The sequence below is a fragment of the Wolbachia endosymbiont (group B) of Parapoynx stratiotata genome (assembly GCF_947250635.1).
GTDB lineage: Bacteria > Pseudomonadota > Alphaproteobacteria > Rickettsiales > Anaplasmataceae > Wolbachia.
Window position 1 is genome coordinate 907,359 of record NZ_OX366335.1, and the last position, 17,982, is coordinate 925,340.

At 33.3% G+C, this 17,982-nt stretch carries 13 protein-coding genes, 1 tRNA gene and 1 pseudogene; 10 read left to right on the forward strand and 5 right to left on the reverse strand.

From position 1 onward, the window contains the following. Positions 1 to 93: 93 nt before the first annotated feature. Positions 94 to 1,266 (reverse strand): 2-oxoglutarate dehydrogenase complex dihydrolipoyllysine-residue succinyltransferase, encoded by a 1,173-nt coding sequence (gene odhB, locus OOT12_RS04100; RefSeq protein WP_264375311.1) that lies wholly within the window; start codon positions 1,264 to 1,266, stop codon positions 94 to 96. Between the two features lie 150 nt (positions 1,267 to 1,416). Between odhB and OOT12_RS04105 the strand changes: the two genes are divergently transcribed. The 3 genes from OOT12_RS04105 to OOT12_RS04115 all read left to right on the forward strand — a co-directional run bounded on the left by OOT12_RS04105 (position 1,417) and on the right by OOT12_RS04115 (position 4,928). After that, positions 1,417 to 3,348 carry a hypothetical protein gene (locus OOT12_RS04105; protein WP_264375310.1) on the forward strand — a complete coding sequence of 644 codons (1,932 nt, stop codon included), beginning with the start codon at positions 1,417 to 1,419 and terminating at the stop codon, positions 3,346 to 3,348. 268 nt (positions 3,349 to 3,616) lie between these two features. After that, positions 3,617 to 4,312: a polyprenyl diphosphate synthase gene (gene uppS, locus OOT12_RS04110; RefSeq protein WP_264375309.1), complete on the forward strand. Its 696-nt coding sequence runs from the start codon at positions 3,617 to 3,619 to the stop codon at positions 4,310 to 4,312. Continuing rightward, the gene (locus OOT12_RS04115; RefSeq protein WP_007302837.1) at positions 4,302 to 4,928 is read left to right on the forward strand and encodes a phosphatidate cytidylyltransferase; all 627 of its coding nucleotides are present in this window, start codon (positions 4,302 to 4,304) and stop codon (positions 4,926 to 4,928) included. Before uppS ends, OOT12_RS04115 begins: the two co-directional genes overlap by 11 nt. Before the next feature lie 15 nt (positions 4,929 to 4,943). Here OOT12_RS04115 and OOT12_RS04120 read toward each other — a convergent pair whose 3' ends face one another. Then, positions 4,944 to 5,153: a zinc-finger domain-containing protein gene (locus OOT12_RS04120; RefSeq protein ID WP_007302836.1), complete on the reverse strand. Its 210-nt coding sequence runs from the start codon at positions 5,151 to 5,153 to the stop codon at positions 4,944 to 4,946. A gap of 71 nt (positions 5,154 to 5,224) precedes the next feature. Beyond that, positions 5,225 to 5,731: a pantetheine-phosphate adenylyltransferase gene (gene coaD, locus OOT12_RS04125; RefSeq protein WP_264375308.1), complete on the reverse strand. Its 507-nt coding sequence runs from the start codon at positions 5,729 to 5,731 to the stop codon at positions 5,225 to 5,227. A 74-nt stretch (positions 5,732 to 5,805) separates the two neighbouring features. On the opposite strand from coaD, the gene OOT12_RS04130 reads away from it, so the two are divergent. Together OOT12_RS04130 and OOT12_RS04135 are read left to right on the forward strand one after the other, a co-directional pair. Further along, positions 5,806 to 5,878, forward strand: a tRNA-Phe gene (locus tag OOT12_RS04130). 60 nt (positions 5,879 to 5,938) lie between these two features. Next, positions 5,939 to 6,877: a type 1 glutamine amidotransferase family protein gene (locus tag OOT12_RS04135; RefSeq protein ID WP_264376421.1), complete on the forward strand. Its 939-nt coding sequence runs from the start codon at positions 5,939 to 5,941 to the stop codon at positions 6,875 to 6,877. A gap of 231 nt (positions 6,878 to 7,108) precedes the next feature. Here the strand turns inward: OOT12_RS04135 and OOT12_RS04140 are convergent. Further along, a pseudogene (locus OOT12_RS04140) lies at positions 7,109 to 7,459 on the reverse strand (FAD-dependent monooxygenase); the annotation flags it as partial. 98 nt (positions 7,460 to 7,557) lie between these two features. Between OOT12_RS04140 and clpB the strand changes: the two are divergent. From clpB to OOT12_RS04160, 4 genes are read left to right on the forward strand one after another with little or no spacing between them, the layout of a single operon-like run. Continuing rightward, the gene (clpB, locus tag OOT12_RS04145) at positions 7,558 to 10,119 is read left to right on the forward strand and encodes an ATP-dependent chaperone ClpB (protein ID WP_264375305.1); all 2,562 of its coding nucleotides are present in this window, start codon (positions 7,558 to 7,560) and stop codon (positions 10,117 to 10,119) included. A gap of 27 nt (positions 10,120 to 10,146) precedes the next feature. Beyond that, positions 10,147 to 14,817 (forward strand): NAD-glutamate dehydrogenase, encoded by a 4,671-nt coding sequence (locus tag OOT12_RS04150; RefSeq protein ID WP_264376422.1) that lies wholly within the window; start codon positions 10,147 to 10,149, stop codon positions 14,815 to 14,817. 5 nt (positions 14,818 to 14,822) lie between these two features. Further along, positions 14,823 to 15,113 carry a Sec-independent protein translocase subunit TatB gene (gene tatB, locus OOT12_RS04155; RefSeq protein WP_264375303.1) on the forward strand — a complete coding sequence of 97 codons (291 nt, stop codon included), beginning with the start codon at positions 14,823 to 14,825 and terminating at the stop codon, positions 15,111 to 15,113. Continuing rightward, complete coding sequence (locus OOT12_RS04160) at positions 15,085 to 16,461, forward strand: PleD family two-component system response regulator (RefSeq protein WP_264375302.1); 1,377 nt, start codon at positions 15,085 to 15,087, stop codon at positions 16,459 to 16,461. The genes tatB and OOT12_RS04160 overlap by 29 nt, the downstream gene beginning before the upstream one ends. 22 nt (positions 16,462 to 16,483) lie before the next feature. On the opposite strand, the gene recO is transcribed toward OOT12_RS04160, so the two are convergent. Beyond that, on the reverse strand, positions 16,484 to 17,212 hold the full coding sequence (recO, locus tag OOT12_RS04165) for a DNA repair protein RecO (RefSeq protein ID WP_007302913.1): 729 nt from the start codon (positions 17,210 to 17,212) through the stop codon (positions 16,484 to 16,486). A 196-nt stretch (positions 17,213 to 17,408) separates the two neighbouring features. Here recO and OOT12_RS04170 point away from each other — a divergent pair, with 196 nt between their 5' ends. After that, entirely contained in the window at positions 17,409 to 17,936 is a 528-nt protein-coding gene (locus tag OOT12_RS04170) for a hypothetical protein (protein ID WP_010401890.1), read from the forward strand. The last annotated feature ends 46 nt before the right edge of the window (positions 17,937 to 17,982 follow it).

The window sequence follows — 17,982 nt, forward strand, 5'->3', positions numbered from 1 at the left end:
ATCTCTTCCATCACTCCTCCTCATTCCTTGCCATTCAACAAAGCCACCCACCTTGAAAACTTCAGAAAAACTTACTTGTCGCTTTTAACCTGCTTAAATTTCCAAAACCAATCTATTTGGATCTTCTATGTAATTTTTGATTTTCACAAGGAAAGTAACTGCTCCTTTGCCATCAACTATTCTGTGATCGTAAGAGAGGGCAATGTACATCATAGGTCTGATTTCAATTGAGTTACTCACAGCAACTGGCCTGTTTTGTATAGTATGCATTCCAAGTATTCCAGATTGCGGAGGGTTGATTATTGGAGTAGAAAGAAGTGAACCGTATACACCACCGTTTGAGATAGTAAATGTTGCACCTTCCATTTCCGATACTTGCAGCTTACCTTCTCGTGCTTTTTTGCCAAGTGCAACTAAAGTTAGTTCAATTTCAGCGCATGACATTTGATCAGCATCGCGAATAATCGGTACAACAAGACCTTTATCAGTGCCAACAGCAACACCTATGTCATAGTAATTTTTATATACAATTTCATCACCTGAAATCTCAGCGTTAATCTCACGAATTTCTTTCAGTGCTTGCACTGCTGCCTTTATAAAAAACGACATGAAACCTAGTTTTATTCCGTATTTCTTTTCAAAAATTTCCTTATATTTTGCTCTTAGATCCATGACATTTTTCATGTCAATTTCATTGAACGTGGTCAGTATTGCAGCAGTATTTTGCGACGCTTTCAAACGAGCAGCAATGACTTGCCTTATTTTGCTCATTTTCACTCGTTCTTCTCTTCTCTCTCCACTTGCTACACTTTTTGGCGATTCATATTGTTTTACCGCAGGTTGTTCAGCTTTACTCATATGGTCTATCACATCTGCTTTGGTTACTCTGCCTCCCATGCCAGTTCCTTTTATACTTTCTGCACTGATTGCATTTTCTTCCATAATTTTACGAGCTGAAGGGGCATCTTTTTTATCAGCGCTTTCGCCTTTATCTTCTTTTTTCACTTCTTCTTTTACTTCTCCTACAGCAAGTTTTGCCAGTAATTGATCAGGGCTGATTACATCATCTTCTTTCACAAAAAATTCGGTTATTTGTCCTGAAGCTTCTGCAGTTAGTTCTAGCGCCGTTTTATCAGTTTCAATTTCAAAGATCAAGTCATCTACTTTTATTGCTTCACCGATATTTTTCTTTATTTTTACTATACCTTCCGTAACCGATTCACCACCAAGAGTTTTTGGTGCTCTGACTTCTATAATTTTGCTCATAAAACAACTTCTTTATAAAACTTTCTATAAATTTATACATGAAAAGAAACATAAATAAACTAATAAATTCATTAGGCCTTTTATCATAATGCTTGATTATTTCTTTTTATATATTTAAAATTAAAATACTAAGTAAATTGAAATAAGATTATGGATTTTGATAAAGCAGGCAATGCAGAAGATTTAGATAACGAAAAACTTCAACTGATATGTAAGGCTTATAACAGAAGATTACTATCAAGTCAAAGAGTTGTTGATGGCATCAATTCAATGAATTACAGTAAACTTAAAATCTTATGCAAGTATAATAATAAGTTTAGTTACAAAGGTATTGAAGAATTACTATCAGATAAAGAAATTGTTGATAACATCAACGATTACGATGATGAAATGTTTAGGTCTATGATAAATCATGCAACTTCGGAGCACAATATTCTAGAAATACTAAAAGGTGGAGAGGTTTGCAATACCAATAATGAATTTGAGAGTAGTGATAGTGAGGAAAATGAAGAAGATTATGGATATTATGATAATTCTGATTACGAGGAAGATGAAAAAAATGATCTGAATAACTTTGCTAAAGAAGCACTAGGAAATAAAGGAACTAATGAAAAACGTGTTGATGATGGTCAGTTTCATAATATTAATCACGTAATATTTATATACATGACTAATAGTAAGAAGTTTGCTGATAAAGATTTTACAAAGTTATACGACAATAAGGAAATTCTTGAACGCATTAATTCAGTTACTGATGAAAGATTTGAACTCATACTTAGTATTGATAGGTTTGACGGTACCAGTATTATAGAATTACTAGAAAATCAAAATGCTGCTAGGAACATCGATCTTATTGATAAAGAAACGTTGAAATATATAATTGAGAATGATAAATTTAGTCTTAAAGATATCATAAAATTACTAGAAAATCAGGAAGTTGTTGAACGCATTAATTCGGTTGGTCCTAAAAAATCTAAAATCATACTTAATAGTGATAAGTTTAATGATACCAGTGTTATTGTAGAACTACTAAAAAATAAGGAAGTTGCTGAGAACATCAATCTTATTAGTGAAGGACTGCTTAAATACATAGTTAAGAGTGTTAGGTTTAGTAAAGTACTAAAAGATCGAGAATTTATTAAGCTTACTAATTTGATTGATTCTGAAAAATCTAAATCCGTATTTAGGAAATTTGATCATACCATTATTATAGAATTACTAGAAAATCAGGAAGTTGTTAAACGCATCAATTCGATGAATAGTGAAATATTTAACTTGATATTTAAATATCTTGATAAAGGATATATTATGAATTTACTGAAATATCAGAGTTTGTTTGATCAAATCAATTCTCTTGATGGGAGTAAAGTTAGTATCATGATAAGTAATAATTTTTATACAGATGAAGAGATTGTAGAAATACTAAAAGATCAGAGTTTACTCGCTCGAGTCAATTCTATTGATCTTGAAAAACTTGAACTTATATCTAATAGTAGTAAGTTTTATCGCCCCATGATTATGGATTTACTAAAAAGTCAGAATTTTATCGATTCTATTAATACTGAAAAATTTCGACTTCTACTTAATAGTATCAAATTGCATGGCAAAAGGATTATAATACTACTAAAAGATCAAAATGCTGTTAAGCATATCAATTCTGTCAATAATGAAGAGCTAAAAGCAATAACAGATAATGTTACTGGTAAGGTATTTGTCAATATATTTAAAAATTTTAAACCTAGCGTAAAGTCGACTTTGAGGCTTGCTATAATCCTGCGTAAAGCTGGTAAAATTACAGATATTAATATCGATTACTTGAACAACAAGGAACGTATTTACGAAGATATAATTAAATATGTTCCCCAAGAGCTGAGCATAGACATTAAATATCCTTTACCAGGAATTGCCATGGACGTTAAAGATCTTCCTCAAAAGCTGGACATAGATATAAAGTCATTTGTAGAATCCAGTATATTCAAGAAAGGTATTGCATGCGAAGAACCTACGTCAACATTATATAATTTATCTCTAGCGCAGGTTATTGAGAATATAAATCCACATAAAAGAGCCAGGTATTCCTAACACCACTAAATTCATTTGTTTATAATAATTTCACTATACCGTAAAATCATCTATATTAGACTGTTTTTGCTATATTTTCTCTCCGCTTTTTCTTGGTAAGATCACTAAGCAGCTGATTGAGAAAATTTTTATAATATAGACCTTCGATGATTTTTCAGTAATAATATAGTTTCAGGTGAATATAGTGAACGTTTCATACAGAAATATAGAAATTAAGCTAATTTAATATAGGTAATATTGGTAAAACCGAATAACAGGTTGAATTTAAATGTTAAATCTAGAATCTCTACCAAAACATCTAGCAATTATTATGGATGGTAATGGTAGGTGGGCAAAGAATCAAGGAATGGTAAAAATTGATGGTTATAGAAAAGGCAGTGAAGTTGCATTTGATATTGCTAAACATTGCACAACCTTAGCCATATCTTACTTAACTTTGTATGCATTTTCCATGGAAAATTGGCTCAGACCTGAAAACGAAACAGACTACCTATTTAATTTATTTTACTCCACTTTAACTAATGAAGATAAAATGAAATTCATTTGCAATTGTAACATTAAGTTAAATTTTATTGGCAATTTAAGTCTATTGCCCAGTAAAATATTCGATCAAATCAAAAAAGCAGAAGAAGTGACACATAAGAACGATGGTCTATTACTCACTGTTGCAGTTAGTTATGGAGCAAAGCAGGAAATTATACATGCTATCAACAACGTCATAAAAGGAAATATTGATTGCGTATTGGAAGAGGAATTTGAAAAATTTCTGTATACTAAAGATTTACCAAAATTGGATTTATTAATTCGCACTGGTGGCGAGAAAAGGTTAAGCAATTTTTTATTATGGCAAGCAGCTTATGCTGAATTGTATTTTTGTGATACTTTGTGGCCCGATTTTTCTTGTCAAGATTTGACCAAAGCACTAGAAGATTATACAAAAAGAGAAAAAAAATATGGTAGATAATAACTTTATGGTTAGAATATTGTCCTCAATAGTAATATTACTCATATTTTCTTTTGCTACATATTTCAGTGATTTATCATTTTATCTACTAATTTTTTCAATTGCAGTTTTATCTTCTTTTGAATGGTATAATCTAACTCAGGGCAATAGAATCTTATACATTTTCGCATTACTATTAATCGCACTACCAAATGCCTCGCTAATATGCCTATATAATCTACCACAGGGAAAATATGCATTAGTATGGCTTATCTTAACTATTTGGAGCATCGATATTGCTGCCTATTTTTTCGGCAAAAATTTTGGTAAAACTAGAATTTGTCCAATCATTAGCCCTGGGAAAACTTGGTTAGGACTTTTTGGTGCAGTCTTAGCTGGAATAGTGTGTACAATTTTTGGCTCAATATTTTTGAGTTTATTTCCAATTTTTTATTCTCCAATAATTGGTTTGATAGTTGCTATTCTAGCCCAACTTGGAGATTTCACTGAGTCACTCATCAAAAGAGTTTACAATGTTAAAGATAGTGGAGGTATTATACCAGGCCATGGAGGAGTACTCGACCGTATGGATAGTTTCATTTTTACTGCCCCTCTCATTGCTATTTACATAAGCTAAAAAAATGAAGTACTATTAACCTTTGGTTCTTTCCTTCTTGCTTATTACTTTCACCTCAACAGATTGAAATTCTTCGGCACTCACTATTTCATCCATTGACTTATTACAATAAGGACAATACATTTCTCCTTCTTTGTGTAAGTATACTATTGGATGACCAGAACCATCATCATTCTCATCACCACGGCAGCAAACTATTACATTATTATCCCTCACTTTTAACATGTCTCTCCTTTAGCTTACAATATTTTACACATCTAACATACTCGTTTGGAAATAAAAAAGACAACAAATACTTATTCTCCATTTTCTACCCTATTTAGATTAATCAATTCACTTTGGACACTTTTTGACACAAAGTTGCTAACATCTCCTCCTAATCTCGCTATTTCCTTTACAAAACTTGATGAGATAAATTGAGTATCCTCAGATGCAGGAAGAAATATAGTTTCGATTTCAGGAAAGAGCTTATAATTTACCCAACTCATTTGAAACTCGTAATCAAAATCCGATACTGCTCTCAGTCCTCTAATAATAACAGAAGCATTTTGCTCTTTGGCAAACTTCACTAGCAACCCATTAAAGGATATAATATCTGCATCAATTCCTGCTCCTTTCACTTCATTTTTAGCCATGCTTGTGCGCAGGCTTATGTCAAAATTAGTATGTTTATTAACATTCTCTGCAACACCAATTATCAACTTATCGACTAGCTTACATGCTCTTTTTATTATGTCAAGGTGCCCAAAAGTTATGGGGTCAAATGTACCAGGATAAATTCCTATTTTGTTACTAATGTTCATTCTTTGTTTCTATACTTCAAAAACTTTTGATGGACATGATAACGTTTTTTATCTAAAAATGAAAGTACGTAGTTGGCCTGATAGCTCAGTTGGTAGAGCAAAGGACTGAAAATCCTTGTGTCGCTGGTTCGATTCCTGCTCAGGCCACATTCTTTTTCTTAATGTTCTATAATATATTATAATATTAATATAATTATTTAGGAAATAATGTATAAATGTTACAATAGAATATTTAATATACTATTAATTACATTTCTACTATTAAGTAATATCGCTTATAGTGAAAAAGTAAACAAAGAATTATCTGCTTTGACAGTGGAAAATGCAGTAAATTATAATATAATTGTTGGTTTATTGCAAACAGATGAATCTCAAAATATCTATGAGATATTCAATAATTTTGGGGTTAAAACTATATTCATTGACTACGACAAAATAATTAATCTAAAAGAAATCCAAGAAGAGTTCGCAAAACAAGATGAAATATTGGCAAAAAAGCTGATACTAGATCGAATAAAAGTTGAAGTTGCAAAATTTATCAAAGAGCAAAAGATAAACAGAATATTTATTTCAGATAACTTTCATTCAGCTCTTAACCCTTACCGCCAGCTTGTGAATGAAGCAATTGTAAAAATAGTAGAAGACAATCCTACAATTCATTTGCTTGCCATATGCGGTGGTTTAAAAGACATTATGCATGCAAAAGAAATTGAAATAACAAATGTTGTTAATGATGAGAAAAATCATTTAAAATCAGCATCCTATCCACAAAAAGAGAATATATCTCTTCAGCAGATAAAAATTGTTCCAGGTAGTCGTTTGGAAAAAGTGGTAGCTAGATTTTTACTACCTAATCAAAATGGCTGGTTTTCAACTTATTTTCCGAATGCTCATTCAGGTACAGTAAGTAATACTACAGAGAATAGAAGAAGGCTAGAGCTACTTGGATATAAAATTGCAGCATTTGCCAATGACGGGGTAATAGAAGCTATCGAAGATAAGCATGGTAATATTTACTTTCAAAGTCATCTAGAAGCCCTTGTTGTCAAATCAGATAAAAACTCTCGTTTGTCAAGCCAAAAGGTACGTCAGGTTTCAACACTAGTTGCTATAGCGATTATAAATGATTTTCTTCATCGCGTTTAATGCTAAAATAAGGAAAATCATTTAATGTCATGGCAGTACCCTTTTTCTTGTCATTCCAGTGCGTGACGATGGAATTCAGTTTTTTATTTCATCAAATTTAGCATAAGCTCAAGTTTGCTTATAAATTTTTCTGGATGCCAGTGTCTGGGCACTGGAATGACATTATGTAATTTGGGCTCCAGTGTCAACTACTCTAATGACACCTGATTATGATGAAAGCAATCTAATGATTTATATAAACCCCATAGCATGTCGAACGAAGCTTTTTTTAAGAAAATCTGAATTTTCAACTACCATTAAACCAAGATTGCTCAGAACTTTAACGCAAAGTATTCTGTTGGAAAATATTCTATTTAGTCCATCAGTTGCAAGTGCCATAGTAAAATTATCAAAGTATCTATCACGTGAAATTTTCTTCAATAGATAATTACTGCCAACATCAATGCCAGAGGATTTTGCAGCAGTTATTTGTCTAATAACACTCTCTACATCTCTCATTCCAAGGTTAAGTCCTTGACCTGCAACTGGATGGATTGAATGTGCTGCATCGCCAATAAGCAAAATTCTGCTTTTTCTTGTTTTGTATGAACTTAGAAAATTTTTATTTATAAATGACTTTAAGTTTAAAATTGAGAAAGTAGTTGTTATATATACCAGCAAGTATGAGTTAAATTTGTATTATGGACTTGAATAAATTTACCGAAAAAGCAAAAAGCCTAATCCAGAGCGCTCAAATTAAAGCATTGGGAGCTGGGCATCAGATTTTTATGCCTGAACATTTACTTAAAGTAATGCTTGAAGATGAGTCAGGTTTAGTTCAGGATTTGATAGGCGCTTGTGGTGGAAATGTTCAGAATATTTCTGATGCTGTGAGTAGTGCAATTAAAAAGTTTCCAGTGGTTGGAGGACCAGGTAGTGGTGGGCTTCAGCTTTCAAGAGAGGTAGCAAAAGTTTTTGATGATTCAATTGGTATTGCGAGGAGAAATAAAGACACATTTGTTACTGTTGAGCGGTTACTGCAGGGCCTTGCTGCACAAAAAGATGAAATTGTAGGTAAAATTTTAGCAGAAGGTGGTGTAACACCGCAAAAATTAAATTCAGTTATTGCAGAAATGAGAAAAGGTGGCAGTGCAGACTCTCCAAATAGCGAGGAAAAATTAAATGCGGCAAAGAGGTATACAAAAGATATTACAGAGCTTGCTATGCAAGGTAAGCTTGATCCTGTAATTGGTCGTGATGAGGAAATCAGAAGAACTATGCAGGTATCGTTGAGGCGAACAAAAAATAATCCAGTACTGATAGGTGAACCTGGTGTTGGAAAAACTGCAATAGTTGAAGGTTTAGCAAACAGAATTGTTGCAAATGATGTACCACTTGGTTTGCGTGATGCAAAAGTTTTAGCTTTGGATCTTGGTGCATTAATTGCTGGAACAAAATTTAGAGGGGAGTTTGAAGAGAGACTAAAAGCAGTGATTAATGAGATTTCAAAAGCAGAGGGAAAAGTTATTTTGTTTATAGATGAGCTTCATACTTTAGTGGGAGCAGGAGCGACAAGTGGTGCGATGGATGCTTCAAATTTGCTCAAGCCTGCTCTTGCGCGTGGAGAAATTCGCTGTATAGGGGCTACAACTTTGGATGAGTATCGTCAACATATAGAGAAAGACCCTGCGCTTGCAAGGCGTTTTCAGCCTGTGTTTATTTCTCAACCTACTGAGACTGATACTATTTCAATACTGAGGGGTTTGAAGGAGAGGTATGAGGTGCACCATGGTATTAGAATCACAGATGGTTCAATAATCGCTGCTGCAACGCTTTCTAATAGATATATAACAGATAGGTTTTTACCTGATAAAGCGATCGATTTAATTGATGAAGCAGCAAGTAGGGTTAGAATTGAAATGGACAGCAAGCCTGAGGTTGTTGATGAGCTTGAAAGAAAGATTATACAGCTGAAAATTGAGTCAGAGGCTTTGAAAAAAGAAAGTGATGAAAACTCTAAGCAACGTTTAAAAAAGATAAATGAGGAAATTGAGAGTCTAAACAGTAAATTTGCTGACTTAAGCAGTAAATGGCAGATGGAAAAGAATAAGATAGCTAAAATACAAGAAACAGCTGAAAAATTGGATAACTCGAGAAAAGAGTTGGAACTGGCTCAGCGTAATGGAAATTTAGGAAGGGCAGGGGAGTTGATGTATGGTGTGATTCCTCAACTTGAAAATGAGTTAAAAAATCAGGAAAAAGTTACTGATAGTTTCCTAAAGAAAGAAGTGACTGAGAGTGATATTGCAAATATTGTTTCAAAATGGACAGGCATTCCAGTTGATAACATGATGCATAGTGAAAAGGAAAAGCTCCTTAACATGGAAAATGAAATAGGAAAAAGAGTAATAGGGCAGAGAGATGCAATTGAAGCGATAAGTAATGCAGTAAGGCGCTCCCGCTCTGGTGTTCAGGATACTAATCGACCTTTTGGTTCATTTTTATTCTTAGGTCCAACCGGAGTTGGAAAAACAGAGTTGGCAAAATCCCTTGCCGAATTTTTGTTTGATGATCAATCAGCACTTCTACGCTTTGATATGTCAGAATATATGGAAAAACACTCCGTTTCAAAGTTAATTGGTGCGCCTCCAGGATATGTTGGCTATGAACAAGGTGGCAGGTTAACTGAGGCAGTAAGGAGAAGACCATATCAGGTAATTTTGTTTGATGAGATAGAAAAGGCAAATCCAGATATATTTAATATATTGCTGCAGATCTTGGATGAAGGCAGGCTCACCGATAGCCACGGTAAATTGATTGATTTTCGCAATACCATACTGATTCTAACTTCTAACCTTGGTGCTGAGGTGATGCTAAGAGGAGCTACCGAATCTGTGAAAGATGAGGTGATGAAAATAGTTAAGTCAGCGTTTCGTCCAGAATTTTTAAATAGACTGGATGAAATTATTATATTCCACAGCTTAACCAAAGATGACATTGATAAAATTATAGATGTTCAATTCTCTTATTTACAAAAGATGCTTGCTAAGCGTAAACTGAGTATTAGTTTATCGCAAGAAGCTAAAGAACTAATAGCACAAACTGGATATGACCCTGAATATGGAGCGCGGCCTCTGAAAAGGGTAATACAAGAATGCATTCAAAATAATCTAGCTAAGTTAGTTTTATCGGGGGAAATAGTAGAAGGAGATGAGCTAATAGTGTATACTTCTGGTAACGAAATCTTAGTTAAAAAGATCTAGATTCGCTGTGTATTTTTGTTTTGAAAAATGTGTATAAATCATAATGTTAATGTTGAGTCTTTATTTAAGCTAGTTGATCAAGGGAATAAAAAAGAGAAAGAAAAAATTAAAGAGTTTATACAGTACTTTTATAATTTTGTTTATAATAGTGACCTAAAAGTCAACGATAAATTTCTTTTATACATTGCAGAAGATGCATACAACTTCATTCTTAAAAAAGAAAAAGAAGAAAGTAAATTGGCAGTAAGTAATGTAAATGATATTTCAGGAATAGAAGGCAATTTCACTATAATTAAAATCACAAATTATGACATGCCCTTTTTAGTGGATTCTGTCATTTCCACTATTAAGTCACACGGTTTAACTATATGCTATTATAGTAACAGCATAATTAATGTTCAAAGAAAAAATAGCCTAATAGATAAAATTCATCTTTTGGAAGAAAGTAATGGAATCAAAGAGTCAGTAATATATGTAATTATTAAAGGCATAAGTGGTAGCTTTGTTGATACACTAGAAGAATCTCTACGAAAGACGCTAAAAGCAGTTAACTGCGTTGTAAAGGACTGGCAATTGATGCTCAAGAAGCTTCTTGAGCATCCGGCATTGGATGCTGGAGGCAGAGATTTTCTAGCTTGGTTGAAAAATAACAATTTTGTATTTTTAGGTTATCAAGAATACATTACTAATAAAGAAGGGAAGCTTGCTCTAAGTGGTAAGGAGAGCCTCGGGTTAATGAGAGCAAGTGAAGAGTACCAAAATTCATCAATTTCTTCTGAAAGCTTGAATTCTTTATACATACTAAGATCAGACCTAATCTCAATAGTTCATCGGCGTACCTATATGAATTGTATAGGAGTGAAAGAATTTAATGATCAGGGTGATGTAATAAAGGAACAGCATTTTTTTGGGCTATTTACTTCTATAGCAGAAGTGCAAGATATTCGAACTATTCCGGTAATAAAGGATAAGGTTACAACAATAGAAAAAAAGGCAGGATTTGTTCCTGGTGGCCATAACAATAAAGCTTTAATTTCCATTTTACAGGCATTTTCTTGTGACGAATTATTCCAATCAAATGAAGATGAGTTATTTGAAACTTGCACCTCGATCATGTCTCTTGCGATTAGACCAAGAGTCAAATTATTTTTGAGAAAGGTAGGGAACTTTATTAGTTGCATAGTATTGATACCGATGCGTTATGCTAGTGCAAGACTAATGTTTAAGATACGCGATATATTGAAAGATGAAACGAATGCAGAAAGTTCAGATATTTATAACAATCACATTATCAATGAATATGATTTGATGAAATTACACGTGGTGCTAAGAACCAAAAGTGCTAGCGTTTTTGATGATGAAGTTTTGCGTATCGAAAACAAGTTAAGAAACATTACAGAAAAGTGGGAAGATCGTTTTATAGACAATTTATATAATACTTTTAGCACTGTTGAGGATATATTTATCCGCTATTGCAAGGCATTTCCGATAAGTTATCAAGAGAATTTTGAACCTCATGATGCGTATTATGATATGAAAAAATTGGAGATAGTGAGAAAGAAAAAAGTCAGCGAAGTTGATTTGAGGCTTACTCGTGACAATCTCAACTATCAATTGAAGGTTTACACTCCAAGCAACGGAGGCCTTGAATTGTCAAAGATATTAAAGGTTACTAAGAATTTAGGGGCTAAGATTCTATCTCATAATGGTTATTATATAGAAATCAACGGTGGAATATGGATACATCATTTTGTGTTGTCAAGAGTTGATGAATTAATAGACAACATTACTTTAAAAGAGCAGTTTGAGGTAACACTTGTAAAAGTGTTCAGCAAGGAAATAAAAAATGACTATTTTAACAGCTTGATCATTATTGCTGGGCTCGAGTGGAAGGAAGTGCTTCTGATTAGAGCGCTAAGCGCCTACCTAAAGCAGACATCATTTAGCTATAACCCAGAATATATCCAGAAAGTAGTATCAGAGTATCCAAAAGTAGTAAGGTATTTAGTAGAATTATTTCATTCAAGATTTGATACTAAAATAGATATTGATAGGGCAGAAACTACTAGCATTTTGACAGAAAAAATCGAGGAGCTTCTAAAGGAAATCAGCAATGCTTCACATGATTATGTTTTACGTTCGATATTTAATTTGATGATGGCCATTTTGAGGACCAGTTATTATCAGGATGATAAACCTTACTTATCTATAAAATTTGATTCAAGTAAGATAAATGATTTACCTGATCCGCGTCCATATCGTGAATTGTATGTTTATTCAAACCTTTTTGAAGGAATACATCTAAGAGGAGGGAAATTGGCCCGTGGCGGCTTGAGATGGTCAGATAGGACGGAAGATTTTCGCACTGAAGTTTTGGGCCTCATGAAAGCCCAGATGACAAAAAATGCGGTCATTGTACCTGTTGGTGCAAAAGGTGGGTTTGTAATAAAGCAAGTTTATAAAGACAAAAACACTTTAAGAGAGAAAGGTGTTGAATGCTACAAGAATTTCATTAGAGGAATGCTTGATATTACTGATAATGTAGTTGATGGCAAAATAATTCCACCAGAGAATGTAATTAGGTATGACGAAGATGATCCATATTTGGTAGTTGCAGCAGATAAAGGCACTGCTTCATTTTCTGATTATGCTAACCAAATAGCTTATGAATGTAATTTTTGGCTTGGAGATGCATTTGCATCTGGTGGATCAGCAGGTTATGACCACAAAAAAATGGGTATTACAGCAAGAGGTGCATGGATTGCAGCAGAGCGGCATTTTTGGAGAATGAATAAGGATATTTACCAAGATGCAACTGTTATTGGAATTGGAGATATGGCTGGCGATCTGTTTGGAAACGGTATGCTGCTTTCAAAAAATATGCGCTTGATTGGTGCATTTAACCATATGCATATTTTTGTTGATCCAAACCCTGACGCAGAAAAAAGTTTCGCAGAGCGTAAACGCCTCTTTGAATTACCGTTTTCCACTTGGATGGATTACAATAAAGATTTGATTTCTTATGGTGGTGGGGTATTTGAGCGTAGCAGCAAGCAAGTAGACATTTCTCAAGAAATGAAAAAGTGCTTTGATATAGTGGAAGATATCTTATCTCCAAATGATTTGATTCGGTATCTGCTCAAGGCAAAAGTGGACTTCATATGGAATGGAGGAATTGGCACATTTGTTAAGGCAAAGAGTGAAAGCCATGGCATGGTTGGTGATAAAGCAAACGATGAGTTAAGAGTGAATGGTGAGGATATTAGAGCTTCTATGTTTATAGAGGGTGGCAATCTTGGTTGCACGCAGCTTGGAAGGGTAGAGTATGCTAAAAGAGGTGGGTACATCAATGCAGATTTTGTTGATAATTCAGCAGGAGTAATATGTTCCGATCTTGAAGTTAACATCAAGATTGCTTTTGTTGCAATTATGAAAGAAGGGGGAATTTCCTTGGAAAAAAGGAATGAAATACTGGCTAGCATGATAGATGAAGTTGCATCTAAGGTACTTGAAAACCATAACAGGATTGAAACAAAAGCATTGCTTCTTGAGTGCTTGCAAGCTAAAGAAAAGTTGGAGCAGCACCATAAATTATTACTCAGTTTAGAGAAATTTGGGCTGCTAAACCGAGATGTAGAATTTCTTACAGCTGAAGAAGAGGTAGCAAGAATGTTAACTGATGGAGAAGGTTTCTGTTCTCCTCAGCTTTCTGTTCTGATGTCTTATGCAAGAACAGCAATAAAAAATGAAGTTATACACTCTGAGCTACCTGAAAAAGATTTTTTGTGCCGTGATTACTTACTAAATTACTTTCCACAAAGGATGGTAACAGAGTTCAAGGATTCCATATTGAAACACCAACTTTGTAGGGAAATTATTTCTACTTGCATTACAAACGATGTAGTAAATAGGATGGGCTGTATATTTATTAATAATTTGGTTGAGAGTACTGGAATTAAAGTACATGAAGCAGTTAACATATATATCGTTGTTAATCACCTATATAATTTAAGTAGCCTTTGGCAGAAAATTGATGAATTGGATGGAAAAATTGATGTTGATTCATATTTGCAAGTAGTGAGAAGTGTGCAAAAATTTATTGGTAGGGTATCATTTTGGTTAGTAAAAAATCTTGGTAAGCTTAATCTTGTAGAACTAGATGGTGTTACAAAATTTAGGGGTGCAATTGAAACTTTAGGCCATGATATTTTAGATGAGCACCTATTAGAGGTCTATAATCATGGATTAGCTTCTTTGTTAGAGCTTAACATAAATAAAGATCTAGCAAAAAGGGTTGCTGATCTACGTATTCTTATTTATGCGCTGGACGTTATATCTGTTGCTGAGCAGACATCTTTGTCCATCCTTGAGGCTGGTAGAATATACTTTGAATTAAAGTCGCTGCTAAGATTTGATATGATTAGAACAGTTGCTGGCAAGATGAAAAGCCATTCTTCCTATTGGGATCGCAGCTTAATTAATGATTTATTAGATGATTTAAGCAATTATCAACATAAGCTAGCTGTTAAAGTTATAAAAGCTACTGATAATCATGTAGACAAGGTTCAAACTTGGGCTATTAATGATAAGGATTATATAGAGCGCTACAATAGCTTTTTAGATGAGATGGTCGCTTATAAACTTGATTTAAGTAAATTAATACTCATAATCAGAAGAGTTAAAATACTTGCTTCATAGGAAAAATGTTTAATATAGGTCTGTCAGAAGTTTTAGTTGTAGCTTTAGTGAGTATAATTGTTCTTGATAAAAGTAAAGTACCTGTATTTCTTAATCTTATTAAAAATATATATAGGTATTTCTGGGTTGTAAAATCAAGAGTTAGGAAATTGTTGAAGGATACCGGAATTAAAGAATTATATGAAGAGCATAACGTTGAAAAAGTCAATTACATAATTGGTGAAGATGGCAAGCTTTATCCTACTTACAATTTAGATAGTACAAAAAATGACAGCAAAAATCCTAGTAGTAGATGATATACCATCTAATGTTAAGCTTTTGGAGGCTCAGCTAAAAGCAGAGTACTATACAGTTATTGTAGCTTATGATGGCGAGGAGGCGATAGATTTAGTAGCGGAACAGCAGCCAGATATTATCTTACTTGATGTCATGATGCCAAAAATGAGTGGTTTTGAGGTTTGTAAGAAGCTAAAGAATGATCCCTTAACGACTTATATTCCAATAATTATGGTAACTGCGCTGCATGACACTCATGATAGAGTGGAAGGAATTAATGCTGGTGCGGATGACTTTCTAACTAAGCCGATAGATGAAACTGCTTTATCTGCAAGAATTAAGTCTCTTGTGCGCTTAAAGATGATAATAGATGAGTTGTGCTTGAGAGGAGAAACTAATGCTGAGATTGGTGGAGTAGCAGAAAGCAGTATTATGGATTATTCTAATCAGATTTTTGATGCTAACATACTTGTTGTAGATGAGGACACCTTTCAAGCAGAGCAGATACACAATGTTCTAAAGCAACGCTTCAGATCAATTAAAATACTGCACGATCCAAAAGAAGCATTAAAGGTTGGTATTAAGGATAATTACGACCTGATTATTTCTGACATGCAGTTTTCAAAAACTGACGGCCTACGGTTGTGTTCTAAGTTTCGTAGTAAAGTAGAAACACGTTATACACCAATTCTGATCCTTTCTGAAGATTATGATAAAAGCAATTTAGTAAAGGCACTTGATGTAGGTGCTAATGATTATTTAACAGTACCTTTAGATGAGAGTGAATTAATAGCTAGGGTTAATTTGCAAGTGAAACGCAAAAGGTATCAAGATGCCTTGAGAATGAATTTATTTAATAATGTGGAAATGTCTATAAAGGATCCATTAACTAACTGTTATAATAGAAGATATTTTGATGCACACTTAAGAAATATTGTTAAGGATTCTGTGGAAAAAGATAGAAGTTTATCTCTTATGATACTTGATATAGATTATTTTAAGATAGTGAATGATAACTTTGGGCATAATGCTGGAGATGAACTTTTAAAGGAAATACAGAAAAGAATTTCTGAAAATATCAGAGTGACAGATTTATTAGCTAGGTTTGGTGGTGAGGAATTTGTTGTTGTAATGCCAGATACCAATGTATCAGATGCGTATACTATTGCAGAGAGAATAAGGAAAATTATTGCCAAAGAACCTTTTATACTTGTGGATAAAAATACAACCCATAATGTAACTGTGAGCATTGGAATTTCAGCAATGCAAAGATCTGACCTTGATGATGTTAAAAAATTTATAGTACGTGCTGACAAATATTTATATAAAGCAAAAAACAGTGGTAGAAATAGAGTGGTTACTGGTTGAAGTTCTTTTAAATAAGTAGTAACTAAGATTCAAATGATAGCATAAAATTTCTCAACTCCGGAAATTTCGCATTTAACTGCAGAAATAGATATTTATTTAAAAAATACCCTGTAATTTTTAACCCTAGTCTGAATTCTTGATATGAGTAGCTATTTTGTAGGTTGTTATTGTATACATCATGCAACATCTGTGGAAAAGGTAGTAATTTATCTGCATAACAGTCACCTACTTTTTTTGACACTGCTCTACCAGTTTTTGGAGAAATAAATTGTAGATTTTCTTTCACACCTGTTACAGCACATTTTGATAGGTCTAACTTAAATCCAAGTTGCGTAAGAAGCAGAAGCTCTAAGTTAAGGTAATGACTTTGCCAAAACTGGCTATTATGTTTTATTACATCGATGAAGTGTCTAAAATTATCATACAACTTGATGCAGGATTCACTTTCTGGAAGCACTTTTTCTAATATAGACGAGAAAGAAACAATAGCAATGCTTTTTAACCTATCTTGAAAGAAATGATGAAATGGAGATTCAATCAATTCGCACTTTAAAAAACCTAGATTTTCAGGTAGCTTAGCACTCCATTCTGCATGTAATAGATTACTTATTTGAAACTTATAATTGCTATTGTTTGTTAACCTAGTTAATCCTCTGCACTTTCCATGATTTTTTGTAAATAGAGAAAGAATTAAATTTTTATCACCGTATTTTTTAACAGCTATAATAACACCTTCATCTTTCCATCTCATTTAGAGTATATTGACCATATGATATTATAGAGATAATAAAATTAGTGTAGCAAATTTGAGTTTAAGTCAACTGAAATATATTGACTTTATGTGCAATATTAGCTTTAAACCAGTAAAACAAGCTGCTTAACATATGCGCCCTCTCTATTTTAATTATATTCTTCTTTTGTCTCTATGTTGTTTTTTGCTTTTTTCAATGAAAGCCCAAACGAATGATTCATCAGTTATTCCTATACCACAAAGAAAAAAAGAATTAGTTGAGTTAGTACAACCGAGGCAAATTATTGAAATACAGGAAATTGATGAGGGTATTCCAATTCCCAAAAGAAAAAAGGGTGTAGAAAGAAAACTAAGAGAAGACATCAAAGAGGTGAAAAATGAAATAAGAGATAAGAAAAATATTGAGAACAAAGATGATGAATTGGCTGTAACAGAAATTATTAATTCTATAAGGGATAAACTGACAGAGTGTTGGAGCATTCCTGAGGGCATAGTTTATAAAGAAAATTTTAGTATAAAAATTAACTTATTATTATCCAGTAAAGGCGAGATCGTTGTAGCCAACGTAGCAGATAGTAGTTCTTATCAAAATAATCCTCTTTTTAGATCAGCAGCAGATAATGCAATGCGTGCAGTGTATAAATGTAGCCCGTTAATTGGCTTACCTGCTGAGCATCATCACATTTGGCGCGAAGTCACGTTAGATTTTATTCTAAATAGGTGAATTTACGTTACCTAAATTAGTTACTTGTGATGAAAAATAGATCAGC

Coding starts and splice junctions, on each gene's coding strand:
- OOT12_RS04115 (WP_007302837.1), top strand. CDS start 4,302: ATGGTAGATAATAACTTTATGGTTAGAATATTGTCCTCAATAGTAATA.
- OOT12_RS04160 (WP_264375302.1), top strand. CDS start 15,085: ATGACAGCAAAAATCCTAGTAGTAGATGATATACCATCTAATGTTAAG.
- OOT12_RS04150 (WP_264376422.1), top strand. CDS start 10,147: ATGTGTATAAATCATAATGTTAATGTTGAGTCTTTATTTAAGCTAGTT.
- clpB (WP_264375305.1), top strand. CDS start 7,558: ATGGACTTGAATAAATTTACCGAAAAAGCAAAAAGCCTAATCCAGAGC.
- OOT12_RS04135 (WP_264376421.1), top strand. CDS start 5,939: ATGTATAAATGTTACAATAGAATATTTAATATACTATTAATTACATTT.
- uppS (WP_264375309.1), top strand. CDS start 3,617: ATGTTAAATCTAGAATCTCTACCAAAACATCTAGCAATTATTATGGAT.
- tatB (WP_264375303.1), top strand. CDS start 14,823: ATGTTTAATATAGGTCTGTCAGAAGTTTTAGTTGTAGCTTTAGTGAGT.
- odhB (WP_264375311.1), bottom strand. CDS start 1,266: ATGAGCAAAATTATAGAAGTCAGAGCACCAAAAACTCTTGGTGGTGAA.
- OOT12_RS04170 (WP_010401890.1), top strand. CDS start 17,409: ATGAAAGCCCAAACGAATGATTCATCAGTTATTCCTATACCACAAAGA.
- OOT12_RS04105 (WP_264375310.1), top strand. CDS start 1,417: ATGGATTTTGATAAAGCAGGCAATGCAGAAGATTTAGATAACGAAAAA.
- recO (WP_007302913.1), bottom strand. CDS start 17,212: ATGAGATGGAAAGATGAAGGTGTTATTATAGCTGTTAAAAAATACGGT.
- OOT12_RS04120 (WP_007302836.1), bottom strand. CDS start 5,153: ATGTTAAAAGTGAGGGATAATAATGTAATAGTTTGCTGCCGTGGTGAT.
- coaD (WP_264375308.1), bottom strand. CDS start 5,731: ATGAACATTAGTAACAAAATAGGAATTTATCCTGGTACATTTGACCCC.